Genomic DNA, 26,175 nt, shown 5'->3' with positions numbered 1-26,175 from the left:
GAGCACAAAAGAACGGCTGACCAGGTTGCCCACTTGTTCGCCCGTGTGCAGAAACCACTGATCCCCGCGCGAAGTGGTTCGCTGTCAGCGAAGGTCAGCCTCGAGGGGGATACGAATGTCCGCGGTTCGTGGCACTCTGTCTTGTGGCCGGTTGTCGGTCGGCATCCGTCTGCCGAGAAACCCGCCGTTTCGTCCTTCCTAGAAAGTCCGCCTGTGCTGGGAAAAATTCTCTTCCGCTATCTCTCCCGATATCGGTGGCTGCTGCTCGGCGTGCTGGTGTTCCAGCTCGCCAGTGCTGCGGCGACCCTCTACCTCCCGCGCCTGAACGCCGACATCATCGACAAGGGCGTCGCCCAGGGTGACACCGGCTACATCTGGGGCACGGGACTGTTCATGCTCGCGGTGTCGCTCGGGCAGATCATCGCCTCGATCACGGCGACCTACTTCGCCGCACGAGCCGCGATGGGCGCCGGGCGCGACATCCGCGCCGACGTCTTCGGCAAGGTCAGCGGGTTCTCCGAGCGCGAGGTGTCGCAGTTCGGCGCCGGCTCGCTCATCACCCGCAACACCAACGACGTGCAGCAGGTGCAGATGCTCGCGATGATGGGCGCCACCATGCTCGTCACCGCCCCGCTTCTCGCGATCGGCGGCATCATCTTCGCCGTCCAGACCAACGTCGGCCTCAGCTGGCTGATCGCCGTCTCGGTGCCCGCGCTGCTCATCCTGGCCGCGCTCGTGATCGGCCGCATGGTCCCGCTGTTCCGCAGCTACCAGGGCAAGCTCGACAACGTCAACCGCATCATGCGCGAGCAGCTGACCGGCGTCCGCGTCGTGCGCGCTTTCGTGCGCGAGCGCATCGAAGAAGACCGCTTCCGCGGTGCCAACACCGACATCATGGTCGTCGGCCGCAAGGTCGGCTCGCTGTTCGTGCTGCTGTTCCCGCTGTTCATGCTCATCCTCAACGTGACCGTCGTCTCGGTCATCTGGTTCGGCGGCATCGAGGTCAACAACGGCACGGTGCAGGTCGGCACGCTGTTCGCCTTCATGCAGTACATCGGCCAGATCATGGGCGGCGTCATCATGGCGAGCTTCATGGCGATGATGATCCCGCGCGCCGCCGTCTCGGCCGAGCGCATCGGCGAGGTGCTCAACTCCGAGTCGACGCTCGTCCGTCCCGAGAACGGCGTCACCGAATTCCCGGTGCCCGGAGCAGTCGCGCTCGACGACGTCGAGTTCACCTACCCCGGCGCCGATTCCCCGGTGCTGCGCGGCATCAGCTTCGCCGCCGAGCCGGGTGAGACGGTCGCGATCGTCGGATCCACCGGTTCCGGCAAGACGACGCTCATCTCGCTCATCCCGCGGCTGTTCGACGTCTCGGGCGGTTCCGTGCACGTCGGCGGCACCGACGTGCGCGATGCCGACGTCGAGTCGCTGTGGGACAGCATCGGCCTCGTGCCGCAGCGCCCCTTCCTCTTCACCGGCACCGTCGCGTCGAACCTGCGATACGGACGCGAAGAGGCGACCGACGAGGAGCTCTGGCACGCGCTCGACATCGCGCAGGGTCGCGACTTCGTCGAGGAGATGCCCGACGGTCTCGAGTCGCGCATCGCTCAGGGCGGCACGAACGTCTCGGGCGGTCAGCGTCAGCGTCTCGCGATCGCGCGTGCGATCGTGCACCAGCCGAAGATCCTCGTCTTCGACGACTCGTTCTCGGCGCTCGACCTCACGACCGACGCCCGGCTGCGCCAAGCGCTGTGGCGGGAGCTCCCGCACGTGACGAAGATCGTGGTCGCGCAGCGCGTCTCCACGATCACGGACGCCGACCGCATCGTCGTCCTCGACGGCGGCACAATGGTCGGCGTCGGCACGCATGAGGAACTCCTCGAGACGAATGACACCTACCGAGAGATCGTCGAGTCGCAGCTGGGGGTGGACGCATGAGCGAGCAGAACGACCCTTCGACAAACTCAGGGACCCAACCCCGCCGAGGCCGCGGCCGCGGCAAGACGACGACGGCTGTGGCCGAGGTCGAGCTGTCGGCCGAGGAGCAGTACGAGGCCGAGCTCGCCGAGCAGGCTCGCCAGAACTCCGGTGACTGGGACAGCGTGGCACCGGGCAAGGCCGACAACTTCGGTCCGAGCTTCGCGCGCATGATCGGGCTGCTGAAGCCCTCCGCGATCTGGTTCGTCTTCGTGTCGATCCTCGGCGCCATCGGCGTCGTGCTCACGGTCGCGGCCCCCAAGGTGCTCGCCGAGGCGACCAACCTCGTCTACAAGGGCTTCATCTCGATCCAGCTCGGACAGCCGAACGGCGACTTCCCCGGGTTCCCGGCGGGTACACCGCAGGACGTCGTGATCGATGCGCTGCGCGGGGCGGGTCAGGACGACTTCGCCAACCAGGTCGGAGCGCTGGGCGACTTCACGGTCGGACAGGGCGTCGACTTCGAGGCGCTGCGTCTCGTGATCGCCGCGGTGCTCGCGATCTATGTGGCTGCGGCATTCCTCACCTGGATCCAGGGTTACGTCATCAACGTGATCATGGTGCGCACCATGTGGCGACTGAGGGAGTCGGTCGAGGCGAAGATCAACCGCCTGCCGCTGGCGTACTTCGACAAGGTGCAACGCGGTGAGCTGATCTCGCGCGTCACGAACGACATCGACAACATCACGCAGACGATGCAGCAGTCGCTGTCCGGTGCCCTCACCTCGGTGCTCACCGTGATCGGCGTGCTCGTCATGATGTTCTCGATCTCGTGGCAGCTGGCACTCGTCGCGCTCATCACGCTGCCGCTCATGGGCGTGATCTTCGGCATCATCGGACCGCGCTCGCAGAAGGCCTTCGGCACGCAGTGGCGCAAGGTCGGTCGACTGAACGCCCGCGTCGAGGAGGCGTTCTCCGGCCACGCGCTGGTGAAGGTCTTCGGACGCGAGAAGGATGCTCTGGACAAGTTCCAGGTCGAGAACGAAGAGCTGTTCCAGGCGAGCTTCAAGGCGCAGTTCCTCTCCGGCATCATCATGCCGGCGATGATGTTCGTCGGGAACCTCAGCTACGTGGGCATCGCGGTGCTCGGCGGCCTGATGGTCGCGAACGGCCAGCTGCGTCTCGGCGACGTGCAGGCGTTCATCCAGTACTCGCAGCAGTTCACGCAGCCGCTGTCCGAGCTGGGCGGCATGGCCGCGGTGGTCCAGTCGGGCACGGCATCCGCCGAGCGGGTGTTCGAGCTGCTCGACGCCGACGAGCAGGAGGCGGACGACGCCGATGCTCCCGAGCTCGTCGAGGGCAAGGGCGTCATCGAGTTCGAGAACGTCGCGTTTTCGTACACGCCCGAGCGTCCGCTCATCCGGGACCTGTCGTTCCGGGTGGAACCGGGCCAGACGGTCGCGATCGTCGGTCCGACGGGTGCGGGCAAGACGACGCTGGTCAACCTGATCATGCGCTTCTACGAGCTCAGCGGCGGACGCATCACCCTCGACGGCCAGGACATCGCCGAGGTGACCCGCGACGAGCTGCGCTCGCGCACCGGCATGGTGCTGCAGGACCCGTGGTTGTTCGCCGGCAGCATCCGCGAGAACATCCGATACGGTCGCTCCACGGCGACCGACGAAGAGGTTCTCGCCGCCGCCAAGGCGACGTACGTCGACCGCTTCGTGCACGCCCTCCCCGAGGGTTACGACACGGTGCTCGACGAGGATGCCGCGAACGTCTCGGCGGGTGAGCGTCAGCTCATCACGATCGCCCGGGCGTTCGTCGCGCAGCCGTCGATCCTCATCCTCGATGAGGCCACATCGGCCGTCGACACGCGCACCGAGCTGCTGCTGCAGCACGCGATGGCCGCGCTCCGGGAGGGGCGCACGTCGTTCGTGATCGCGCACCGTCTGTCGACGATCCGCGACGCCGACCTCATCCTCGTGATGGAGCACGGCGACATCGTGGAGAAGGGCACGCACGACGAGCTCATCGCCGCGCAGGGCGCCTACTGGCGCCTGTACCAGTCGCAGTTCGAGCAGGCGGCGACCGACATCGACGCCGAAGACGCGCTCACCGGATCGACGCCCGTCGTCGTCACCGGAGAGGCCGACGCCGACGAGAGTGCCAAGGAAGAGGCTGCCGCCGTCGCCGGAGCGTCGGTCGGCGCCCAGGTGCCGGCGGCCGAGACCGCTGCCGCGCAGGCTCTGCTCGAAGACGGGGCCGACGGCTCCGCTCCTCGCGGCTGATCCGCATCACGCAGCACAGCGCCCCATCCCGCACCCGCGGGGTGGGGCGCTGTTCTGTGCACGCCCTTTCCTCGCTTTCCTCGCATCCTGCCGTGCAGAGCGGATGCGCAGCAGGTGAGGAGTCAAACAACGCCGCCTCCCAAGGCCTGGAGGCGGCGTTGTTTGACTCTTCAGGGCGAGCGAGTCAGCGGGCGTCGGTGGTGATGCCGAGGAGCTCGAGCGGGTGGGTCAGGCGCCACCACGGGCTCGGACCCTCGACGTCTTCGGCCAGGACCAGGGGAACCGTCGCGCTGTCGAGCGGGCCGACCGTGGTCATCGTCCCCACCGTGCCGTCTTCGTCGCGCTCGTCCGCGAGATCGAAGGTCGGGGTGGCCGTCGCGAGGGCGCCGTTCCACAGCACCACATCGGCGTCGGACTCGGTGATGACCTCGACGTCCTCGCCCCACAGGGTCGTGACGCGTCCCACGACCGTGCCCGCGGCGACCGCCGGTCCCTGTGCCTGCAGCGCGGCCTCCGTCTCGGCGAACAGGGAGCGGGTCAGGGCGAGGCGCTCGTCGTCGCCCGCCTGGTTCAGCGCGGCCGCGTACAGCTGCACGGTCGTGTCGCCGACGGTCACATCCTTCGCCGTGAGCAGGTTCCAGCCGACCAGCGTGCCGGTCTTGATGCCGACGACACCCGGGTCGGCGAGCATCCCGTTCGTGTTGACGACCGTGCCCGCGCCGGGCAGATCCACCGATTTCGTGCCCACGATCTCCGCGAACACCGGGTTCTGCATCGCCAGCTCACCCAGCGCGATCAGCGAGTCGGGCGTCGAGACGTTGCGCTCATCGAAGCCGGACGGGGTGACGACCGTGATGCCGGTGAGGTTGCGCTCGCGCAGCCAGATCTCCGCGGCGGACGCGAACTCGCGATCGGAGCCCCAGATCTCGGACGCGAGCCGATCGATGTAGTTGTTCGCCGACCCGAGGAGGGTGCCCTGCAGCAGCTGGTACTCGGTCAGCACGCCGTCGACGGGCACATCCAGCGCCGACTGATCGCTGCGCCGGTAGTCCCAGTACTCCACGCTGTCGCCGTAGTCGAAGCGGAACTCGGGTCCCTGTTCGCCGAGGGCCAGCGGCATCCGGTCGAGCACCATCAGGCTGCTCACGACCTTGGTGATGCTCGCGATGCTCACCGCGGCGGGACTCGAGGCCGCCGTGCTCAGCCCGCCGATGCCGACCGCCGCACTGCCCTCGCCGGGCCAGGTGAGCGCAGCCGCGGCGGCGGGGACGGTGGCGAATTCGACGGACTGCACCGTGGGCGGCACTTCGTGCAGGGGCCACAGCATCGTCGTGCCGGCGTAGGCGGCGACGATCGCGACGAGGGTCGCCAACGGCACGAGGATCCCCGGGCGGGCGATCGCCGGGCGCAGGTGGGCACCGCGCATCAGGCCGCCCGTCTGCTCGGCCTCGGCCGGCTCGTCGAGAGTCGCGAGAGGCGGATGTGCGGCGACTGTCGCGGCATCCACCCAGGTCAGGGCCGTCGCTCCGGTCGTCTCGTCCGCCCACTGCGGTGCATTCGCATCGAGGAGCGCATTCGCGTCATCAGCGGGCTCCTCGGTGACCGTTCGCTCCGTGGGGACGAACGGCGGCTTGGTCAGCGGGGGCGTCGCCGGTGTTGAGGCCTCCGCAGGCGCTGCGGGCTCCACGGGCTCCAAGGGCGCAGCGGGCGCCGCGACGGGTCCGGAGGAGGACTCGGGTTCCGGCTCGACGTCGCCTCCCGTGGAACTCTGCGTCGTGAACAGCGCTCCGATCGCCGCGGAGTCGACGGGGATCGCCGGGGGCGCGGCGGCATCCGGGGGGCGCACGTCGCCCGCGAACAGGCGGTCGGCGGCGAAGGCGGAGGTGTCGCCGGAGTCCGCAGATGGAGCATCCCCGGCGACCGGCAGGTCGTCGACACGTCCGGAGGGGACGGCGTCCGGCGAGCTGTCGGCATCGACGACGCCCGTCGCCTCGTCGGCGGGATCTGAAGCGGTCACTCGTTTACGGTACCCAATCCCGGGCGCGTTGCGCGGCGCACGGCTCGTCTCCCGCGGGGTGTCGTGAGCCGGTAGGATCTTCAGCACAACCACGGGAGTCCGGCGAGCCGGGCTGAGAGGGAGCGAATCGCGCTTCGACCGTCGAACCTGATCTGGGTCATGCCAGCGCAGGGAGGAGTTCAGAATGAGCACGTCCACGTCCACATCGGCGTCCGCGAAGGCCCAGGCCGCGCCCCCGGCCCGGAGCTTCCTGCGCTGGCGCATCGTCGACATCGTCGTCGCCAGCGTCATCGGCGTCGCCGCCGGCCTGATCTTCCTCGCATGGAACGTCGGCTACCTCGGGCCGAAGGCGCTGCTCGAGCCGCTCCTCCCCGGAGTCCAAGGGCTCCTCGACGGCCCGTGGCTCTTCGCCGGTGTCCTCGGCGGGCTGATCATCCGCAAGGCGGGCGCGGCGATCTATGTCGAGTTGCTCGCGGCGGTCGTCTCGGCCCTCATCGGCAACCAGTGGGGCGGATTCCTCACGCTCGAGGCCGGTCTCGTGCAGGGCCTCGGCGCCGAGCTGGTCTTCCTGCTCTTCTTCTACCGTCGCTGGTCGCTGCCGGTCGCGATCCTCGCGGGCGCGGGTGCTGCCCTCGCCGGCGGGATCAACAACCTCGTGCTCTGGTACGCCGGATCCGGGCCGGCCTTCACGACGATCTACCTGATCAGCACGGTCATCTCCGGGGCCGTCATCGCGGGGGCGCTGTCGTGGGTCCTGGCGCGAGGCATCGCCGCGACCGGAGCGCTCGACCGATTCGGCTCCGGGCGCGAGGCGCGCGTCCGCGTCTGATGGCGGCGGATCACACCGTCCCCGCCGCCGTCGAGGCCCGCGGGTGGGGGTGGCGTCACGCGAGTCGCCTCGCCTGGGCGCTGAGCGACGTCTCGTTCCGCATCGACCCCGGTGAACGTGTGCTCGTGCTCGGAGCATCCGGCGCGGGCAAGTCCACCCTGCTGCACGGTCTCGCGGGCGTGCTCGGCGGCGAGGAGGAGGGCGAGAGCACGGGCGAACTCCTCGTCGACGGTGCTCCCGCCGTCGCCACCCGGGGGCGCGCCGGCCTCGTGTTGCAGGACCCGGACTCGCAGGTGATCCTGGCGCGAGCGGGCGACGACGTCGCCTTCGGCTGCGAGAACCTCGGTGTGCCGCGGGAGCAGATCTGGCCGCGGGTGCGGTCGGCGTTGGATGCCGTCGGCCTCGACGTGCCGCTCGACCATCCGACCAAAGCACTCTCGGGTGGGCAGAAGCAGCGGCTCGCGCTCGCCGGCATGCTCGCGATGCGTCCGGGGCTCGTGCTGCTCGACGAGCCGACCGCGAACCTCGACCCGGCCGGGGTCGTCGAGGTGCGCGAAGCGGTGGAGCGGATGCTGCAGGCGCAGCCGGCGACGCTCATCGTCGTCGAGCACCGTCTCGAGGTCTGGCTGCCGCTCATCACGCGCGTGATCGTGATCGGCGCCGGGGGAGTGGTGGCCGACGGAGTGCCCGGCGAGGTGCTCGGCGACCAGGGTGCGCGCCTCGCGGCCGATGGCGTGTGGGTGCCGGGGCATGCTCCCGCTGCACCTCCGCCCCCACGCGATGTGCCGGGGGAGACGCTGCTCTCCGCCCGCGGGTTGGCCGTCGCCCGTGTCAAGGGGCGCCCGGTCGCCACCGGCATCGACCTCGACGTGCGCGCCGGCCACGCGCTGGCGATCACCGGGCCGAACGGGGCGGGCAAGTCCACGCTCGGGCTGACCCTCGCGGGACTCCTTCCACCCGCGGCAGGCGAGCTGACGGCATCCGGCCCCCTCGCCGCCGGGGCTGACCCCTCGCCGATCCGCTGGGCCTCGCGGGATCTGCTGACGCGCATCGGCATGGTGTTCCAGGAGCCCGAGCACCAACTGCTGGCGAAGACCGTGCGCGACGAGCTGGCCGTCGGGCCCCGGGCGCTCGGCATGGACGAAGGCGAGATCGCCGTGCGCAGCGACGAACTGCTGGCGCGACTGCGCCTGACGCATCTCGCCGCCGCCAACCCCTACACGCTCTCGGGCGGCGAGAAGCGCCGCCTCACGGTCGCCGCGGCCATCGCGACCCGGCCGAGGGTGCTCGTGCTCGACGAACCCACCTTCGGGCAGGACGCTCGCACCTGGGCGGAACTCGTCGCCATGCTCGCAGCGCTCCGCGACGAGGGGTCGGCGATCGTCACGATCACCCACGACCTCGATGTCGCGCGGGCGCTGCACGCCGAGCGGTTCGAACTCGGGGGCACATCATGACGCTGCTCGACACGCAGGCCCGCACCGGAGCTCTCGCCGCCGTCAATCCGGTGGCCAAGCTCGGGGTCAGCGCGCTGATCGCCGTGCCCCTGATCCTGACGCTGGATCCGGTGTCGGCATCCGTCGCGCTCGTGCTGGAGTTCGTGCTGTTCCTGTTCGCCGGGATCGGCTGGCGCGAGTTCTGGGTGCGCACCTGGCCGGTCTGGCTCGCCGCGCCCCTGACGGGCCTGACCATCGCGCTCTACGGCGAGACGAGCGGCACCGTCTATGTCGACTGGTTCGTGCTGCGGATCAGCGAGGGATCCCTGGCGCTCGCGCTCGCCACGATGCTGCGGGTGCTCGCGATCGCGCTGCCCTCGGTCGTCCTCTTCATCACGGTCGACCCGACCGACCTCGCCGACGGTCTCGGCCAGATCCTGCGGCTTCCCGCCCGGTTCGTGCTCGGCGCGCTCGCGGGGCTCCGGATGGTGGGGCTCTTCCTCGACGACTGGCGAGCGCTCGAGCTCGCCCGCCGAGCGAGGGGCGTGGCCGATCGCGGCCGCATCCGCCGGTTCCTCGGCATGGCGTTCGCCCTGCTCGTGCTGTCGATCCGGCGCGGAGCGAAGCTCGCCACCGCCATGGAGGCGCGCGGCTTCGGAGCGCCGGGACGTCGCACCTGGGCGCGGGAGTCGCGGTTCGGCGCGGCCGAGTGGATGCTGCTCGCCGTGGGGGCGGCGATCTCGGGCATCGCGATCGCCGCCGCCGTGGCCACCGGGGCATGGAACTTCATCCTCGGGCCAGGGACCTGAGTCGGGGCCGGGCTGTCAGCTCCGGATCAGGCCGCCGGCGAAGACCCTCTCGATACGTCGATGCGAGGCCGCTACGGTGGGCGGCAGGCAGCCAGTCGTCCCGTCGAGAGGTCCGCGCATGAGTACTCCTTCTTCCGACTACGAGCCGATGTTCACCCGGCCCGGTGAGGCGACGGTGGCTCCCCGCCACACCATCCCGCCGCAGGGAACCCTCCCTGCGACGGCGAAGCAGATCGTCGAGGACGAGACGATCCTCGACGGCAACGCCCGGCTGAACCTCGCGACGTTCGTCAGCACCTGGATGGATGACGAGGCGAAGCAGGTGTATACCGCGTCGTTCGACAAGAACATGATCGACAAGGACGAGTACCCGCAGACCGCAGCGATCGAGGACAACTGCTGGCGCATGCTGGCGAACCTCTGGAATGCGCCGGATGCCGCGAACAGCATCGGCACCTCGACGATCGGCTCCTCGGAGGCCTGCATGCTGGGCGGCCTCGCGTTCAAGCGGCGGTGGCAGCAGGCGCGACGTGCGGCGGGGAAGGACGCCTCCAGGCCGAACCTCGTGATGTCCGCCGCCGTCCAGGTCTGCTGGGAGAAGTTCTGCAACTACTTCGATGTGGAGCCCCGCTTCGTCCCCATCAGCGCTGAGCACAAGACGCTCGACGGGCACGACCTGGCGAAGTACGTCGATGAGAACACGATCGGGGTGGTCGCGATCATGGGGGTGACGTACACGGGCATGTACGAGCCGGTCGAGGCGATCGCCGCCGCCCTCGACGAGATCCAGAAGACCACCGGTCTCGACATCCCGATCCATATCGACGGAGCGTCGGGCGCGATGATCGCACCGTTCCTGCAGCCCGATCTGGTCTGGGACTTCCGCCTCGAACGGGTGCACTCGATCAGCACCTCCGGGCACAAGTACGGGCTCGTGTACCCGGGCCTCGGATGGGTCGTCTGGCGGGACGCGCAATGGCTGCCGGAAGATCTGGTGTTCAAAGTCAGCTACCTCGGCGGCGAGATGCCCACGTTCGCGCTGAACTTCTCGCGTCCCGGAGCCCAGGTGCTGCTCCAGTACTACTTGTTCCTGCGGCTGGGATTCGAAGGGTATCGGGCGGTGCAGCAGGCCTCACAGGACGTGGCGAAGTTCCTCGCCGCCGGCATCGCGAAGCTCGACGCGTTCGAGCTCTGGAACGACGGCAGCGACATCCCCGTCTTCGCCTGGAGGCTCAAGGGTGGTCATACCGAGAACTGGACGCTCTACGACCTGCAGGATCGTCTGCGGATGCGCGGATGGCTTGTTCCGGCGTATCCGATGCCGGCCGACCTCGAGCAGATCACCGTGCAGCGGATCGTCGTGCGCAACGGACTGAGCATGGATCTGGCGTCGGACCTGCTGGACGCGATCACGGCCGAGGTCGCCCACCTCGATGCGCTCACCGCCCCGATGCCGGGAGACCGCCCCGACTCCGCGTTCCACCACTAGGGCGCAGGATCAGGCCGCGTTCCAGAGGTCGCGGTAGTAGGCGAGGCGTTCGCGGTCGGGCTCGACGCCGTAGGCCTCGATGAGCGCATCCTCCCAGCCGGGGCCGAAGTTCCACTCGGTGCTCATGGAGGCGACGGCGATGTCGGCCCAGCGGTCGGCCACGCCGAGCAGTGCCAGGTCGACGTGCGCGAGCCAGCGTCCGTCGTCGCCCAGCAGCGTGTTCGGGCAGCACGCGTCGCCGTGGCTGACGACGAGGAGGTCGATCTCGGGCGCGGTCCGCAGCGAGTCCGGCACGACGATGCCGCGGCTCTCGGCGTTCTCGATGCGCGACGACACGCTCCACTCCCAGGGGCAGTCCGCCACCGGAAGGGCGTCGTGCATGGCGCGGAGTGCCTCGCCGACGGCACGGACGGCGACCGCGGGTTCGGCGACCCACCGCGGGTCCACGGCGCTCAGCCCGTCGAGCGCGGCCGTGACCATCCACTCGTGCGTCTCGTCGCCGCCGCTGTCGAGCACGGTCGGAACGGTGATCCACTGCGACGCCCACTGCATCCGCTCGGCCTCATCGCTCAGCGTGAATTCGAGGTTCCGGGGACCCCATTTGATGAAGAACGGATCGCCCTGGCCGGTGGCGCGGAAGGTCAGCCCGCCGTAGTCGTTCCGCCACACGCATTCGAGCTCGGCGCCCCGGGCGAGGAGTCGGACCCGGTCGGGGACGGCGATGTCTTCGGTGGGGATGGTCATGTCTCCATCCTGCCGGAGGCTTCGGACGCGGCGACCGATATCTGCCGGAGGCTTCGGGCTACGGGACCGTTCTCCGTCGAGGCCGTGTCGTAGGCTCGCTCTGAACGCGGTTCCTGTGGGCGGACGTCACCCGTTTCGTGGTGGAACCAAGAACCACGTAGGCTGAAACCGCGTTCCAGCGAAGCATGTCGCAACGACGTTCGAAGGAGAACTTCAGATGCAGATCAGCGGTCAGGGTGCACTCATCACCGGAGGGGCCTCCGGTCTCGGACTCGCCACCGCGCGCCGGCTCGTCGCGGCCGGAGGACACGTCACGATCATCGATCTCCCCTCGTCGAAGGGGACGGAGATCGCCGACGAACTCGGCGGACTCTTCGTCGCGGCCGACGTCACGAGCGCCGACGACGTGCAGGCGGCCGTGGCGGCAGCGCAGTCCGCGGCGCCCCTGCGTGTCGTCGTGAACTGCGCCGGCATCGCGCCGCCCGCCAAGGTGCTCGACCGCGAGGGCAACCCCGCCGTGCTCGCCGACTTCGAGCGCGTGATCCGCATCAACCTCGTCGGCACGTTCAACGTCATCTCGCAGGCATCCGCCGTGATCGCGAAAAACGAACTCCACGACGAGGAGCGCGGCGTCATCGTGAACACCGCGAGCGTCGCCGCATTCGACGGCCAGATCGGTCAGCCCGCCTACTCCGCGTCCAAGGGCGGCGTGCACGCGATGACCCTTCCGGTGGCGCGGGAGCTCGCGCGCCACGGCATCCGGGTGTGCACGATCGCGCCCGGGATCATGGAGACCCCGATGCTGATGGGTCTCCCGCAGGAGGCGCAGGACTCCCTCGGGCAGCAGGTGCCCTTCCCCGCCCGCCTCGGCCGCCCCGACGAGTACGCCGCCCTCGTGCAGCAGATCGTCGAGAACGGCTACCTCAACGGCGAGACCATCCGTCTCGACGGCGCCATCCGCATGGCGCCGCGCTGACCCCCACCCCCACATCCCCCCACCCCCACATCCCCGCATCCCCGCACCCCCTCGCTCCGGTCGCAGTTTCTGCCGCTCTCGCAGCTCACAAGCGGCAGAAAGTGCGACCGGAACACGTCAGAACTCGCGACGAGAACCCAGGAGAAACCATGTCCCTTGCCGGAAAGACCATCCTGATATCGGGCGGCAGCCGCGGAATCGGACTCGCGATCGCGCTGAGGGCAGCCGCCGACGGTGCGAACATCGCGATGCTCGCGAAGACCGACACCCCGCATCCGAAGCTCGAGGGCACCATCCACACCGCCGCCGAGCAGATCCGGGCCGCGGGCGGTCAAGCGCTGCCGATCGTCGGCGACGTGCGCGACGACGACGACATCACCGAAGCGGTCATGAAGACGCAGGGTGAGTTCGGCGGCATCGACATCGTCATCAACAACGCCAGCGTCATCGACCTCTCGCGCTCGCTCGACCTGGGCGCCAAGAAGTACGACCTGATGCAGGACGTGAACGTGCGCGGCACCTTCATGCTCTCCCGTGCGGCCGTGCCGATCCTGAAGGATGCCGAGAACCCGCACATCCTCTCCCTCTCGCCGCCCCTGAACCCGACGCCGAAGTGGCTCGGCGCGCACACCGGGTACACGCTCGCGAAGTTCGGGATGACGCTGGCGACGCTCGGCCTCGCGGCGGAGTTCGCGCGCGACGGGATCGCCGCCAACACCCTGTGGCCCCGCACCACGATCGCGACGGCGGCGGTGCAGAACCTGCTCGGCGGCGACAAGGTCATGGCCGCGAGCCGCACACCCGAGATCTACGCTGATGCCGCGTATGCCGTGCTCCTCAAGCCCGCGGCGTCGTACACGGGGCAGTCGCTCATCGTGGAAGACGTGCTCGAGGCCGATGGAGTGACCGACTTCTCGGGCTACGCCGCGATCCCCGGCACACCCGACAGCGCGCTGTTCCCGGACATCTTCCTCGACTGAGCATCCGGGTGCGGCGCAGGCGCTCAGATCAGCAGATACACCGCGCCGAGGATCGTCAGCACGATCACGATGCGGTCGAACACGCGCTGGTTCATCCGCCGCGCGACCCGCAGGCCGAGCAGCGCGCCGATCACCACGAGCGGGGCGACCACGGCATCCATCAGCAGCACCGGTGCATGGAACAGCCCAAGGCCGGCGAGGAACGGCACCTTGATCACGTTGATGATGGCGAAGAACCATGCCGACGTGCCGAGGAACACCTGCACGGGCGTGCGGGTGGCCAAGAAGTACATCGACATGACCGGCCCGCCTGCGTTGGCGACCATGGTCGTGAAGCCGCCGAGCGTGCCGTAGGCGCCCGCGAGCACGATGCCTCCCGACGGCGGGGTCACTGTGTCGGCCTTGCTCTGCCGCCACCGGCGCCAAAGCGTCACGGCGATCATCAGCAGCAGGATCACGCCGATCGCGCGGCGGACCACCCCGTCGCCGGCGAGTGCGAGGAACGCGAATCCGACGAGGAGTCCCGCGATGACCGCGGGCGCCAGGCGCAGCAGCGTCGGCCAGTGGGCATGCCGGCGGTAGGCGAAGAGCGCGAACAGGTCGCCGACCATGAGCAGCAGCAGGGTCGCGGCCGTCGAGGTGCGGGCGGGCAGGACCGCGGCGAACAGGGCGATCGCCAGGATGCTGCCGCCGGGCAGGGCCGTCTTCGAGATGCCGATCGTCACCGCGGCCACCGCGAGCGCGGCCCATGCCCACGGGTCGAGGGCGATCACCGTTCGAGCTCGGCGACGATCGCGTCGTAGCCGCGGGCCTTCGCGAGGTCGACCGGCAGCACGCCGTCGCCGTCCGGGATGCCGATGTCCGCACCGCCGTCGAGGAGCGCGCGCACGACCTCGACGTAGCGGGAGGAGCCGTCACCGAGCACGATCGCTTCGTGCAGCGCGGTCCAGTTCAGGTTGTTCACGTGGTTCGGGTCGACGCCCGCCTCGAGCAGGATCTCGACCGTCGGCAAGAGTCCGCGTTCGGACGCCGGGATGAGCGCGGTGCCGCCGAAGCGGTTCGTGCTCGTCAGGTCTGCGCCGTTGTCGAGCGTCAGGCGCAGGATCTCGTCGTGCCCGCGAGCGCCGGCGTACAGGTAGGCGGAGTCCTGGATGTCGTCCTTGGCGTTCACGTCGGCACCTGCCTCGATGAGGGCCCGCGCGGCGTCGACGTGGTTCGCCTTGGTCGCGGCGACGAGGGCCGTCATTCCGCCGTCGCCCCGCGCCTCGAGGTCTGCGCCGTCACCGAGTGCCGCGCGCACGGCATCCGCGTCTCCGGTGGTGGCGGCGTCGAGCAGGTCGCGAGTGGCGTCGGTCATGGAGGCCTCCGGTGTCGGTGTCGGTGCGGACGCGTCGGGGTTCGCGGTGCACGCCGTCGTGGTCAGCAGGGCGGCCACGAGTGCGCTCACGAGAAGGTTCCGTCGCATGCGTCTGGTATACCAAACGATGCTGAACGCGATCGGGCGATCAGCCGCGTGCGGCGGTGAGCGCTGCCGCGAATCGTGCAGCGCGCTGTTCGATGTCCGCCCAGTCGGACGCCGCGATCGATGCGCCGTTGGCGAGGTCGCCACCGGCGCCGACCGCGACCGCACCCGCCGCGAACCACGCCGCCAGGTTGTCGGGGCTCACGCCGCCGGTCGGCATGAGCGGGGCGTCGGGGAACGGGCCGCGCAGCGCGCCGAGGTACGACGGGCCGCCGAGCGACGCCGGGAAGATCTTCACGACGTCGACGCCGAGCTCGAGCGCGCTCATGACCTCGGTGGGGGTCATGGCTCCGGTCATCACGACGCGTCCGGTGTCGAGCATCGTGCGGGTCAGGTAGGGGAGCGTGCCGGGGCTGACGAGGAACTCCGCTCCGGCATCCGCCGCCGCTGCGGCCTGCGCGGCGGTCGTCACGGTTCCGGCGCCGATGTACGCGGCGTCGCCGTGGCGGGCGATGAGCTCACGGATGACGGCGGGCGCGTCGGGCGTCGAGAAGGTCACCTCGATGCCGGTCACCCCGCCGCGGATGATCGCCTCCGAAGCCTCCAGAGCCAGCTCGGGGGATGAGGCGCGGAGCACGGCGAGGATGCCGGTGCTGCGGGCGCGGTCGAGACGGTCGGTCATGAGGCTCCTTGCGGTCGGGGACGCATCCATTCTCCCCCGCAGGGAAGACCGCATCCGCCGGATGTCCACGGCGGTCGCGCCCACCCCAGGCGCTTCCCACCCGGCACCGCGTACCCTGGAGGGTATGACTGAGACTCCCCGCACGCGCGAGACGCGCCCACAGGCAGCGCCCGCGTCGTCCCGTTCGGGGGCTGTCCGCGAGACCAAGAAGCCACAGGTGCGCCCGGCGACCGAGGGGTGGACCCAGCAGAAGGATGCCGAGGGGCGTCCGCTCCTGCAGTTCGCGAGCCCCAAGCGTGGCAAGCCGCCCGTGCACCTGGCCGACCTCACGCCCGCCGAGCGCATCGAGAAGGTCAAGGAGCTCGGGCTCCCCGGATTCCGCGCGAAGCAGCTGTCGACGCACTACTTCCGTCACTACACGTCCGACCCCGAGCAGATGACCGACCTCCCGGCCGACACCCGGGAGCAGCTCGTCGCCGGGATGCTGCCGCCGTTGCTCACCGAGGTCCGCCGCCTCGAGACCGACCGCGGCGACACGATCAAGTTCCTGTGGCGCCTGCACGACGGCGCCCTGGTCGAGTCGGTGCTCATGCGCTACCCCGGCCGCATCACGCTGTGCGTGTCGAGCCAGGCCGGCTGCGGCATGAACTGCCCGTTCTGCGCGACCGGACAGGCGGGGCTGACCCGAAACATGTCCACCGCCGAGATCATCGAGCAGATCGTGCGCGCCAACCGGCTCATCGCCGAGGGCGGCCTCGGTGGCAAGAAGTCCGACGACCACAGCATGGAGCGCGTCTCCAACATCGTCTTCATGGGGATGGGCGAGCCGCTCGCCAACTACAAGCGCGTGATGGATGCGGTGCGGTCGATGGTCGCCCCGCAGCCCGACGGCCTCGGCATGAGCGCCCGTGGCATCACGGTGTCGACCGTCGGCCTGGTGCCGGCGATCAAGAAGCTCGCCGACGAGGGCATCCCCGTCACCTTCGCGCTGTCGCTGCACGCGCCGGACGACCACCTGCGCGACGAGCTCATCCCGGTGAACTCCCGCTGGAAGGTCGATGAGGCACTGGATGCCGCCTACGACTACTACGCCAAGACCGGCCGTCGAGTCTCGATCGAGTACGCGCTCATCAAGGACATGAACGACCACGCCTGGCGCGCCGACCTGCTGGCCGAGAAGCTCAACCAGCGCGGACGCGGCTGGGTGCACGTGAACCCGATCCCGCTGAACCCGACGCCCGGCTCGATCTGGACGGCATCCGAGAAGGACGTCACGAACGAGTTCGTGCGTCGCCTGAACGATGCCGGCATCCCGACCACCCTCCGCGACACCCGCGGCAAGGAGATCGATGGCGCCTGCGGTCAGCTCGTCGCCACCACCGAAGACGAGGCAGCCTCCGCCGCGATGGCCTGAGGCGCACCGGCACGGCGCGCGTCGATGGTGCCGAGCTGCTCGGCGCGGTCGAGCCAGCGGGTGATGGTCGCCGCCGAGGCATCCCTCACCCCGAGCATGCGGTGCGTGCGCACCGAGCGGATGCCGCAGAAGCGCATCGTCCCTCGGGCGACGTGGGTCTGCGCGGGGAGTCCGGTGAACGGCGCGAAGTACCAGGGCGTGTCCGCGAGGAGGAGCAGTCGGCCGTTGCGCGCCGGCAGCAGCCCTTCGGGGAGACCGAGCTTCGTGTACCGGTACTCCTGCTGAGGCAGCAGCGCCCGGTCGAAGAAGCCCTTGAGCACAGCGGGCACCGACCCCCACCATAACGGCGTCGCGATGACGATCGTGTCGGCGCTCTGCAGCGCGCGCTTGGCCTCGACGAGGTCGGGCTCGAGGGTCATGCGCTCCCGGTAGCCGAAGCGCAGGTTCGGGTCGAAGTCGAGGTCGCGCAGGGCGAGCACGCGGGCATCGCCGTGACCTGCGGCGTACCGCTCGGCGAGTGAGGCGGTCAGGGAGCGGGCGTCGGGGTGGCCGTCGATCACGAGAGCGGACATGGCTTTGTTCCTATCTGGACAGTGTCAAGCTGGTGGACAGTGTCAAGATAGGAGACAATGTTGCTCATGTCAAGTTCGAAGGACGGCTACCACCACGGCGATCTCGCCCGGGCCCTGGAAGACGCCGCCATGCAACTGCTGGAGCGGATGCCGGCGGCGGAGATCAGCCTGCGCGAGGTCGCACGGGCGGCGAACGTGAGCCACAACGCGCCGTACCACCACTTCTCCGATCGGCTCGGACTGCTCAAGGCGATCGCCGAGCGCAGCATGGCCGACCTCCTCGACCAGGTCCGCGCGGCCGCCGACAAGGCCGCGACGCCGCGGGCAGCCCTCACCGACGGTGGCTCGGCGTACATCCGCTTCGCGGTCGAGCATCCGCACGCTTTCGACGCCGTCTACGACCCGACCGTCTGCATCCCCGGATCCCCGACCGCGACGATGGCGCCCCTGATCGACGGGCTCGAGGCCGTGCTCGCCGACGCTGCGGCTGCGGCGGGGCTCGACCGGCCGACCGATGTCGTCGTGCTGTGGGGCCTGATCCACGGGCTCGGCACCCTCGCCGCCGCCGGGCACTTCACCCTCGACGAGGGGCTCTCGGCCTACGCCGCCGCCCTCGACCGCCTGCTCCCGGCATCCTGAATCCACCGGGCGGCACGAAAGCTGTGAGGCGTTCCAAGGACTCTTCCACGCGATCCACAGGCGATGTTTCGTAGATTGTTCGGATGCCCTATTCCGCCCATCGACCGGGTCGTTACGACTCGCAGGGTCGGATCATCATCGACGGCGAATCCGACGCCGTCACCGATGACCTCGACTTCCTGCGCGAGTTCGAGCCGACCGGCGCCGACGACACCACCCGCGAGGTGCCCGTCGCAGAGCCTGCGGAGGCGACCCCGATCGCCGATGCGGTCGCCGCCGACGAGTCCTCCCCGGTGAAGCCCCCGCGCGAACCCCGCGTCCGCAAACCCCGCCGGAAGCGCGCGCCGCGCACACCCGGCTCCCGTGCCCGGACCCTCGCGATCCTCGGCGGAGCGGAAGGCGAGATCCTCGACCGCGTCCCCGGCGAGACGCCCCGCTTCGTGCAGATGTTCTTCGTGCTCGCCGGCACCGCCTTGGTCTCCGCCATCTCGATGCTCTTCGCCCTCACCACCGGCGTGCAGGCCGCGATCTGGCTGGCCGTGCCGTTGGCGCTCGTGTGGGCGCTCATCATCTTCAACCTCGATCGCTTCCTCACCTCGACCATGAGCTCGACGCGGAACGTCTGGCGCCTCATCGGCCTCGCGATCCCGCGCGTGATCATGGCGGCGATCATCGGCTTCGTCGTCGCCGAGCCGCTGGTGTTGCAGATCTTCCACAACGACATCGCGCGCGAGGTCGCATCGACCAACATCACTCAGTCGCAGTCCGACCAGGAGGCGCTGGAGTCCGGTCCGGAGAAGATCGCGCTGGATGCCGCCACCGCCAAGGTGGCCGAACTCGAGAACCAGGCCGCGACCGGTATCGTCGCGGGGACCGAATCCTCCTCGGCGACCGAGTCGGCCGCCCAGGCCACGGTCGACGACGTGACCGCGAAGATGACCGAGCAGCAGAAGGTCATCGATCAGGCGCGCGTGCTCTACCAGTGCGAGCTGACCGGTGAGGGCGCGGGCACGGTCCCTGGCTGCACCGGCGTCAACGGCGAGGGTGCGAGCTCGGATGCCGCGAAGGCGCAGCTCGCCGAGGCCCAGCAGACGTACGACGCGCTCGCCGCACAGCTGCGCACCGCGAATGAGGAGCTCGCCGCCGCCGGCACCGCCGCCAAGGAGAACACCTCGACCTCGGAGTCGACGAACCGTGAGCAGGCGAAGTCCCAGCTGCCGGCCGCCCGCGACACGTATGACCAGGCGCTCGCCGCATACAACGCGCGCGCGGATGCCGTGGCCCAGGGCAACGCCGGAGCGGTCGGGCTGCTCAGCCAGATCAGCGGGCTGAACCGCCTGAGCGAGAAGGAGCCCACGATCCTGTGGGCGCACATCCTCATCGCGGCGCTGTTCTTCATGATCGAGCTGCTGCCCGTGCTGGTGAAGGTGCTCACGAGCTATGGCGACCCGAGCCTCTACGAGAAGGCCGCGGCCATCCGCAAGCAGGTCGCCCTGGACCGGGTGACCGCCGAGGGCTTCCGCGACCGCGCCGACATCGTCACGACCCCCGCGCCCGCTCCTACCCCTGCCCCATCCCCTGCGTCAGCCTCCCAGGCTCAGGCGACCTGAGGCTGCGGCTTTCCTTCCGGTCGCAGTTTCTGCCGTCCGCCCACGCGATGAGCGGCAGGAACTGCGACCGGAAGCAGGACATCGGCGATCACGGACCCGGGGCGATGCGGGGCGGCCAGAGTCAGCGAGCGGATCAGGGCGACCGTCGACGGTGTTCGCGACCACTCGGATCCGGTGAGGGCCGCTTCGATCAGGGCCAGCGGCTGCTGCAGCGCCGGATCATGCTGACGCGCATCGTCACTGAGCCATTCGACGAGCTGAGCCATGGTCCAATTCGGATCGATTGGCTCAAGATCGTAGGCGAGAGTGGTCAATGGCGTGTTCATTGGTCCAGAATCAGGTCTCATGAGCACGGATGACAGGGCCAATCCCCGGCCGATGGACCACGGATCGGCCATCCCTGCACGATCCGCGGATGCGGCACCGGCTCTCGTACGCGCGGGCGAGGTCGCTTCGGAGGCACTCTCGGCGCGACTCGGTCGCTGGACGCATGGCGACGGCACGCTCGCCACTCGGCTCGCCCGCGGCATCGAGTCTCTGATCGCGGGGGGCGAACTCCGCCCCGGCGATCGGCTGCCGGCCGAGCGCGCTCTCGCCGCGGCGAGCTCCGTGTCGCGCGGCACCGTCGTCGCCGCATACGCCGACCTCGCCGAGCGTGGTCTGGTCGACCGGCGGCAGGGGAGTGGCACGCGCATCGCCGGTGCGGCGGCATCCGTGGCTCCCGTGCAACGGCAGGGGCGGGGAGAGGCGCTGTTCTCGGCGCTGCCCAATGCGATCGACCTGCTGCGCACCGTGCCGCAGATCTCCGAGCTGGGCGTGCAGCTCATCAGCGAGCACACGCCGCGGCTCGAGCTGGCGCTGCTGCCCGAGACCGACCCCGCAGGCCTCCCCGCGCTGCGCACCCTCATCGCCGACATGTACATCGCCGAGGGCACCCCGACGACGCCGGAGCAGATCCTCGTCACGCATGGCGCGCAGCAGGCCATCAGCCTCGTCGTCAACGCTCTCGTCAGCCCGGGCGACGTCGTCCTCGCCGAGGAGATCACCTGGCCGGGCGTCACCGACTCGGTCGGGTTGCGCGGTGGCACGGTGCACGGCGTCCCGATGGGACCGGACGGGCTCGACGTCGACGCGCTCGAACAGGCGCTCGCTCGCCTGCGACCCGTGCTCGTCGCCCTCAACCCCCACCACCAGAACCCCACGGGGTCGCGCCTTCCTGCTGCCGCGCGGCATCGCGTCGCCGAACTCGCCGCCCAGTACGGCGTGCCTGTGATCGAGGACCGCGTCGTGGCCGGCATCTCCTTCGACGGGGTGGTGCCGCCGACCCTCGCCGCCGAACGGGCGGACGCCCCGATCATCGTCGTGGAGTCGGTGTCGAAGTGGGTGTGGGCGGGGTTGCGCATCGGCTGGCTGCGCGCTGACCCCGTGCTCGTGCGCCGGCTGCGCGGGGCCCGCCAGCTCGCCGACCAGTCCACGAGCGTGCCGGGGCAGCTGCTCGCCCTCGACCTGATCGCCCGCGCCGACGACCTCCGCCGGGCGAACAGTCGCATCCACCAGGAGCGCCTCCGGCTGCTGCAGGAGTTGATGGCCGAGCATCTGCCCGACTGGAACGTCGAGCCGCCCCGCGGCGGGCTGTCGTTGTGGGTCCGGGTTCCGGTGGGTTCCGCCGCCGCGCTCGCGAGGGTCGCCGCGACGCACGGGGTCTCGATCGCCGGGAGCGCGGCGTTCGCGGTGTCGGCGTCTCCGGACGACCACATCCGCATCCCGTTCACGGCACCCGACGACGTGCTCGCCGAGGGCATCCGTCGGCTCGGAGCGGCCTGGCGCGAGTATCGGGAGACCCTCGGGATGCCTTCCTAGGATGACGCGCATGACGGCGGATGCCGGCATCCAGCCCGACCATCGCACGCAGCCAGTAGCGTTGTTCCATGGTCAACTATCGCTATCTCGGCAACAGCGGTCTCAAGGTCTCGGAGATCACCTACGGCAACTGGGTCACCCACGCCTCGCAGGTCGGTGACGACGCCGCGGTCAAGACCGTGCACGCCGCACTGGATGCCGGAATCACCACCTTCGACACCGCCGATACCTACGCCAACACGGCTGCGGAGGTCGTGCTCGGCAAGGCTCTGGAGGGGCAGCGCCGTGAGGGGCTGGAGATCTTCACGAAGGTCTACTTCCCGACCGGACCCAAGGGTCCGAACGACACCGGCCTGAGCCGCAAGCACATCTTCGAGTCGATCAACGGCTCGCTCACGCGTCTCGGCACCGACTACGTCGACCTGTACCAGGCGCACCGCTTCGACTACGAGACCCCGCTGGAAGAGACGTTCCAGGCATTCGCCGACGTCGTCCGTCAGGGCAAGGCGCTCTACATCGGCGTCTCGGAGTGGACGGCGGAGCAGCTGCGCGAGGGGCACGCCCTCGCCAAGCAGCTCGGCATCCAGCTCATCTCGAACCAGCCGCAGTACTCGATGCTGTGGCGCGTGATCGAGGGCAAGGTCGTTCCGGCGTCCGAAGAGCTGGGGATCTCGCAGATCGTCTGGTCGCCGATGGCGCAGGGCGTGCTCAGCGGCAAGTACCTGCCCGGTCAGCCGGTGCCCGAGGGCTCGCGCGCGACCGACCCGCACAGCGGCGCCGACTTCATCAAGAGCTTCCTGCAGGACGACATCCTCTCCGCCGTGCAGAAGCTGAAGCCGATCGCCGAGCAGGCGGGGCTGTCGATGCCGCAGCTCGCGATCGCATGGGTGCTCCAGAACCCGAACGTCGCGGCCGCGCTGGTCGGTGCCTCGCGTCCGGAGCAGCTCGCCGAGACGGTCAAGGCCTCGGGCGTGAAGCTCGACGCCGACACCCTGGCCGCGATCGACACGGCCCTGGGCGACACGGTCAACCGCGACGCCGAGCACACCTACTCGGTCTCGCCGAAGGCGCGCCTGACCTGATTCTCGGGCACTCTCACTGAAGCCCCGTCTTCGCGCCGAGACCCCCGCCTGCATACGTTCGCAGGCGGGGGTCTCGGCGATAACGGGGGGTCTCGGCGGAGATGCGGAGGCTACTCCTTCACGGCACCCGCGGTCAGGCCCTGCACGATCCAGCGGCTCGCGAGCGCGAACATCGCCATGGTCGGCAGGATCGTCAGCACGGCGGCGGCGCTCATCGAGCCCCAATCGATGTTGAACGTCGAGATGAAGCCGTTCAGCGCCGAGGGCACGGTGCGGTTCGCGTCGGTGTTCATCAGCACGACCGACAGGAACAGCTCGTTCCAGCAGTTCACGAAGTTGAAGATGAACGCCGCGATGATGCCGGGTGTCATCACCGGGACGAGCACCCGGAACAGGGCACCGAGGCGCGAGCATCCGTCGATCATCGCGGCCTCTTCGAGCGCATCCGGCACGTTCTCGAAGAAACCGCGCAGCATGACGGTCGAGAACGGGATGCAGATCGCGATGTACACGAGGATGAGGCCCTGCTTGGTGTCGACCAGCCCCAGGTCGGTCATCATCGAGTACAGCGGTCCCAGCGCGATGAACGCGGGGATCATCTGCGTCAACAGGAACGCGATCAGGATCGCGCCCTTGCTGCGGAACTCGAACCGGGCGAGCACGTAGGCGCTCAGCAGCGCGATGAGCGTCGCCACCGCACCGCCGACGACCGCGACCAGGGCCGAGTTGCCGAGGAAGACACCGAACGAGCTCTTCTCGAACAGGCTGACGTAGTTCTCGAGCGAGGGCTCGCTCGGCCAGTACTCGATCGGGAAGCGGTTGATCGTGCCCGGCGACTTGAACGATGTCAGCGCGATCCAGTACAGCGGGAACAGGGTGATCACAAGCCAGAGGCCGAGCCCGACCACACGGATGACGCCGCCGATCGTGACGCGGGGCCTCGGACGCGCTGCGGATGCCGGGTCCGGCACGGTGATTCGCCGTGTCTCGGTGATCGAGGTTCCCTTCCGGGAGGCGTCTGTCATGGTCATCGCTGCACTCTCCGCATCGCCATCAGGTAGAACGCGCAGAACACGAACAGCACGGCCATCACGATGAGGCCGATCGCGCTCGCGAAGCCGTAGTTGCCCTGCTGGGTGTAGTTGATCATCCAGGTCGTGATGATGTGCGTCTGGTTGGCGGGACCGCCGTTGGTCATCGCGTAGATGATGTCGGGGAAGTTGAAGATCCAGATCACGCGCAGCAGGATCGTCAGCAGCAGCGTCATCGAGATGTACGGGATGATGATCGAGAACAGCTGCCGGAACTTGCCCGCGCCGTCGAGGCTCGCCGCCTCCAGCATCTCGTCGGGCACCGACTGCAGGGCCGCGAGGATCATGATCGCGAAGAACGTGACCCCGTACCAGACGTTGGCGACGATCACGGCGAACATCGCGAGCTTCGGATCGGCCAGCCAGGGGAGCGGGGCGTCGATCAGCCCCGCCTTCATGAGCAGGTCGTTGACCACGCCGAACTCGGCGTTGAACATCCAGCGGAACAGCATGCCGATCAGGAAGCCCGACACCGCCCACGGGAAGAACACCAGCGCCTGGTAGAGCCCGCGGAAGCGGAACTTCTTGCGCAGGGCCAGCGCGATCAGGAACCCGATCACGAGCTGCGGTACGAGCGAGCCGACGACCCAGAGCACCGAGTTCCACGCCACCGTCGGGAAGGCCGGATCGCGGAACACCGCGAGGAAGTTGTCGAAGCCCACGAACGGCGTCGACGTGAGGTCCCACAGGTTCCAGTCGTGGAAGGCCATGCGTGCGCCCTGCAGCATCGGCCAGTAGGTGAACCAGCAGACGAAGACGATCGCCGGCGCGAGGAAGGCCAGCAGCGTCCACGCCTGGCGTCCGCGGAACGGGCGTCGGCGGGATGTCGGGGAGGCCCCGGCGGCGGTCTGCTGCGAAGCAGTGCCGACGGAGCCTCCCTTCTGAGCGGTGCGGGCCACAGGTCAGTCCTTTTCCGCGGCGTACTTCTCGGTCCAGAACGCATCCCACGATGCCAGCAGGTCGCTGGTCGACATGTTGCCCAGCAGCACGTTCTGCACGTCCTGGTCGGACTTCTGGATCCACTCGGTCCACCAGCTGACACCGCGCGGCTGGCGTACGTTGACGTAAATCTCCGGGTCTTCGGTCATGGTGACGTAGCTGGTCCACGGGCCCGACGAGTAGAACTCGTCATCGGCCGCGGCCGAGATGATCGGCACCAGGCTGTTGGCCTGTGCGAACTCGGTGGCGGGCTCGGCGGACGAGAGGAACTCGACCAGCTTGACGGATGCCTCCTTGTTCTCGCTGTTCTCGGCGACGCCCCAGCCCGCGACGGCGAGCGGCTGAGCAGCCTTGCCCGACGGGCCGACCAGCAGCGGCGCGGTGTCCCACTGGTCTTCGGTCAGCGAAGAGTCCTGCACGGTCGCGATGACCTCGGGGTCCTGCAGCAGGAACGCGGTCGTGCCGTTCGTGAAGCCGGCGACCATCTCGGGGTAGCCCCACGAGACGGCCGAGGGCGGGGAAGCCTCCTTGAACAGGTCGAAGTAGTCGTCGACGGCTTCCTGCGCCTCGGGGGCGGCGAAGATCGTCGAGCCGTCTTCCATCAGGAACGCGTCGTCGACGTCGAGTCCGTCGATCGTGTACGCCTCGATGGCCGCGACGACGTTGCTGTTGGCGTTCTGGCCGCCGCGGAAGGCGTAGCCGTAGATGTTGTTCGACGGGTCCTGGATAGCGGATGCCTGCTCCAGCAGGTCCTTCCAGCTGTGGGGAGGGCCGTCGAAGCCCGCTTCCTCCACGAGGTCGGTGCGGTAGAACAGCGACAGGCCGTAGAAGCCGTAGGGCACGAAGTAGCTCTTGCCGTCTTCGGCCACCGAGGCGGACTGGGCGTTGTCGGTCAGCGCATCCCATCCGTCCCACTTCTCGAGATCGGGGCCGAGGTCGTACAGCCAGCCGTTGTTCGCGAACGGCCCGACCGTGATGTCGCGTACCTCCAGCACGTCGACGCCCTTGCCGGACTGCAGCATCTGCTGGATCTTCGCGTCAGCCTGCTCGGTGGGGGGCGAGACGAGGTTGACCGTGATCTTCGGGTTCGCCTTCTCGAAGTCGTCGAGCAGTCCGCGCAGGAGCTCGGTGCGGGCGGGGTTGGTCAGGCTCTCGACCATCTGCAGGGTGACGCTGCCGTCGGCGGACGGGCCGGAGCTCGCGGAACAGCCGGTGAGAGCGAGGACGGCGACGGTGCCGAATCCCGCTGCGGTCGTCAAGATCTTGTTCTTCACGATGTGCCTCTCGGTGGGGGTTGGGGGTGGGTGTTGCGGGCGGGTGGGAAGGGTGC

At 69.1% G+C, this 26,175-nt stretch carries 23 protein-coding genes and 1 riboswitch; of the genes, 13 read left to right on the top strand and 10 right to left on the bottom strand.

Annotated elements, in window-relative coordinates; genetic code table 11:
- The first annotated feature begins 213 nt into the window (after positions 1–213).
- Both ACWGO6_RS06530 and ACWGO6_RS06525 read left to right on the top strand, forming a co-directional pair.
- Positions 214–1,941 (top strand): ABC transporter ATP-binding protein, encoded by a 1,728-nt coding sequence (locus ACWGO6_RS06530; protein ID WP_136041266.1) that lies wholly within the window; start codon positions 214–216, stop codon positions 1,939–1,941.
- Complete coding sequence (locus tag ACWGO6_RS06525) at positions 1,938–4,214, top strand: ABC transporter ATP-binding protein (protein ID WP_136041267.1); 2,277 nt, start codon at positions 1,938–1,940, stop codon at positions 4,212–4,214. The genes ACWGO6_RS06530 and ACWGO6_RS06525 overlap by 4 nt, the downstream gene beginning before the upstream one ends.
- Positions 4,215–4,398: 184 nt before the next feature.
- On the opposite strand, the gene ACWGO6_RS06520 is transcribed toward ACWGO6_RS06525, so the two are convergent.
- Entirely contained in the window at positions 4,399–6,231 is a 1,833-nt protein-coding gene (locus ACWGO6_RS06520) for a D-alanyl-D-alanine carboxypeptidase (protein WP_136041268.1), read from the bottom strand.
- 81 nt (positions 6,232–6,312) lie between these two features.
- Positions 6,313–6,422: riboswitch (TPP riboswitch) on the top strand.
- Between ACWGO6_RS06520 and ACWGO6_RS06515 the strand changes: the two genes are divergently transcribed.
- The 4 genes from ACWGO6_RS06515 (at position 6,416) to ACWGO6_RS06500 (ending at position 10,794) form a co-directional block, all read left to right on the top strand.
- A complete protein-coding gene (locus tag ACWGO6_RS06515) occupies positions 6,416–7,060 on the top strand; it encodes an ECF transporter S component (RefSeq protein ID WP_136041269.1) in 645 nt (214 codons plus the stop codon). It overlaps the preceding riboswitch by 7 nt.
- Positions 7,060–8,517: an ABC transporter ATP-binding protein gene (locus tag ACWGO6_RS06510; protein WP_452326228.1), complete on the top strand. Its 1,458-nt coding sequence runs from the start codon at positions 7,060–7,062 to the stop codon at positions 8,515–8,517. Before ACWGO6_RS06515 ends, ACWGO6_RS06510 begins: the two co-directional genes overlap by 1 nt.
- Positions 8,514–9,305 carry an energy-coupling factor transporter transmembrane component T family protein gene (locus tag ACWGO6_RS06505; protein ID WP_136041270.1) on the top strand — a complete coding sequence of 264 codons (792 nt, stop codon included), beginning with the start codon at positions 8,514–8,516 and terminating at the stop codon, positions 9,303–9,305. The genes ACWGO6_RS06510 and ACWGO6_RS06505 overlap by 4 nt, the downstream gene beginning before the upstream one ends.
- A 118-nt stretch (positions 9,306–9,423) precedes the next feature.
- The gene (locus ACWGO6_RS06500; protein ID WP_136041271.1) at positions 9,424–10,794 is read left to right on the top strand and encodes a glutamate decarboxylase; all 1,371 of its coding nucleotides are present in this window, start codon (positions 9,424–9,426) and stop codon (positions 10,792–10,794) included.
- 9 nt (positions 10,795–10,803) lie between these two features.
- On the opposite strand, the gene ACWGO6_RS06495 is transcribed toward ACWGO6_RS06500, so the two are convergent.
- Positions 10,804–11,538, bottom strand: a complete 735-nt coding sequence (locus tag ACWGO6_RS06495) for a phosphotransferase (RefSeq protein WP_452326227.1) — start codon at positions 11,536–11,538, stop codon at positions 10,804–10,806.
- Positions 11,539–11,755: 217 nt separating this feature from the next.
- Between ACWGO6_RS06495 and ACWGO6_RS06490 the strand changes: the two genes are divergently transcribed.
- Both ACWGO6_RS06490 and ACWGO6_RS06485 read left to right on the top strand, forming a co-directional pair.
- Entirely contained in the window at positions 11,756–12,514 is a 759-nt protein-coding gene (locus ACWGO6_RS06490; RefSeq protein WP_136041273.1) for an SDR family NAD(P)-dependent oxidoreductase, read from the top strand.
- A gap of 149 nt (positions 12,515–12,663) precedes the next feature.
- Positions 12,664–13,494: an SDR family oxidoreductase gene (locus tag ACWGO6_RS06485; RefSeq protein ID WP_136043292.1), complete on the top strand. Its 831-nt coding sequence runs from the start codon at positions 12,664–12,666 to the stop codon at positions 13,492–13,494.
- Between the two features lie 23 nt (positions 13,495–13,517).
- Here the strand turns inward: ACWGO6_RS06485 and ACWGO6_RS06480 are convergent, their stop codons facing one another.
- Genes ACWGO6_RS06480 through ACWGO6_RS06470 form a run of 3 tightly spaced genes read right to left on the bottom strand, consistent with a single transcriptional unit; the run spans position 13,518 to position 15,638 of the window.
- Complete coding sequence (locus ACWGO6_RS06480; protein ID WP_452326226.1) at positions 13,518–14,267, bottom strand: sulfite exporter TauE/SafE family protein; 750 nt, start codon at positions 14,265–14,267, stop codon at positions 13,518–13,520.
- Positions 14,264–14,959: an ankyrin repeat domain-containing protein gene (locus tag ACWGO6_RS06475; RefSeq protein ID WP_452326225.1), complete on the bottom strand. Its 696-nt coding sequence runs from the start codon at positions 14,957–14,959 to the stop codon at positions 14,264–14,266. Before ACWGO6_RS06475 ends, ACWGO6_RS06480 begins: the two co-directional genes overlap by 4 nt.
- Positions 14,960–14,999: 40 nt before the next feature.
- Positions 15,000–15,638: a bifunctional 4-hydroxy-2-oxoglutarate aldolase/2-dehydro-3-deoxy-phosphogluconate aldolase gene (locus ACWGO6_RS06470; protein WP_452326224.1), complete on the bottom strand. Its 639-nt coding sequence runs from the start codon at positions 15,636–15,638 to the stop codon at positions 15,000–15,002.
- Between the two features lie 124 nt (positions 15,639–15,762).
- Between ACWGO6_RS06470 and rlmN the strand changes: the two genes are divergently transcribed.
- Entirely contained in the window at positions 15,763–17,052 is a 1,290-nt protein-coding gene (gene rlmN, locus ACWGO6_RS06465; RefSeq protein ID WP_376101247.1) for a 23S rRNA (adenine(2503)-C(2))-methyltransferase RlmN, read from the top strand.
- Here rlmN and ACWGO6_RS06460 read toward each other — a convergent pair.
- Positions 17,001–17,624 (bottom strand): NAD(P)H-dependent oxidoreductase, encoded by a 624-nt coding sequence (locus ACWGO6_RS06460; RefSeq protein WP_136043288.1) that lies wholly within the window; start codon positions 17,622–17,624, stop codon positions 17,001–17,003. The genes rlmN and ACWGO6_RS06460 overlap by 52 nt on opposite strands.
- A gap of 66 nt (positions 17,625–17,690) precedes the next feature.
- On the opposite strand from ACWGO6_RS06460, the gene ACWGO6_RS06455 reads away from it, so the two are divergent.
- Entirely contained in the window at positions 17,691–18,263 is a 573-nt protein-coding gene (locus ACWGO6_RS06455; RefSeq protein ID WP_136043287.1) for a TetR/AcrR family transcriptional regulator, read from the top strand.
- A gap of 83 nt (positions 18,264–18,346) precedes the next feature.
- Positions 18,347–19,873, top strand: coding sequence for a DUF4407 domain-containing protein (locus ACWGO6_RS06450; protein ID WP_136043286.1), 1,527 nt, complete (start codon positions 18,347–18,349; stop codon positions 19,871–19,873).
- On the opposite strand, the gene ACWGO6_RS06445 is transcribed toward ACWGO6_RS06450, so the two are convergent.
- On the bottom strand, positions 19,861–20,139 hold the full coding sequence (locus ACWGO6_RS06445) for a hypothetical protein (protein ID WP_136043285.1): 279 nt from the start codon (positions 20,137–20,139) through the stop codon (positions 19,861–19,863). The genes ACWGO6_RS06450 and ACWGO6_RS06445 overlap by 13 nt on opposite strands.
- Positions 20,140–20,218: 79 nt before the next feature.
- On the opposite strand from ACWGO6_RS06445, the gene ACWGO6_RS06440 reads away from it, so the two are divergent.
- A complete protein-coding gene (locus ACWGO6_RS06440; RefSeq protein ID WP_452326223.1) occupies positions 20,219–21,733 on the top strand; it encodes an aminotransferase-like domain-containing protein in 1,515 nt (504 codons plus the stop codon).
- Between the two features lie 68 nt (positions 21,734–21,801).
- Entirely contained in the window at positions 21,802–22,815 is a 1,014-nt protein-coding gene (locus ACWGO6_RS06435; RefSeq protein ID WP_136043283.1) for an aldo/keto reductase family protein, read from the top strand.
- A 110-nt stretch (positions 22,816–22,925) separates the two neighbouring features.
- Here the strand turns inward: ACWGO6_RS06435 and ACWGO6_RS06430 are convergent, their stop codons facing one another.
- Genes ACWGO6_RS06430 through ACWGO6_RS06420 form a run of 3 tightly spaced genes read right to left on the bottom strand, consistent with a single transcriptional unit; the run spans position 22,926 to position 26,119 of the window.
- Positions 22,926–23,846, bottom strand: coding sequence for a carbohydrate ABC transporter permease (locus ACWGO6_RS06430; RefSeq protein ID WP_452326222.1), 921 nt, complete (start codon positions 23,844–23,846; stop codon positions 22,926–22,928).
- Positions 23,843–24,805 carry a carbohydrate ABC transporter permease gene (locus ACWGO6_RS06425; protein ID WP_376101238.1) on the bottom strand — a complete coding sequence of 321 codons (963 nt, stop codon included), beginning with the start codon at positions 24,803–24,805 and terminating at the stop codon, positions 23,843–23,845. The genes ACWGO6_RS06430 and ACWGO6_RS06425 overlap by 4 nt, the downstream gene beginning before the upstream one ends.
- A 3-nt stretch (positions 24,806–24,808) precedes the next feature.
- The gene (locus tag ACWGO6_RS06420; RefSeq protein ID WP_452326221.1) at positions 24,809–26,119 is read right to left on the bottom strand and encodes an ABC transporter substrate-binding protein; all 1,311 of its coding nucleotides are present in this window, start codon (positions 26,117–26,119) and stop codon (positions 24,809–24,811) included.
- Positions 26,120–26,175: the final 56 nt, after the last annotated feature.

The organism is Microbacterium sp. NPDC055665 (assembly GCF_053618035.1).
Note: the sequence above shows the minus strand (reverse complement) of the source record. Positions and strands in the feature narration are given on the sequence as shown.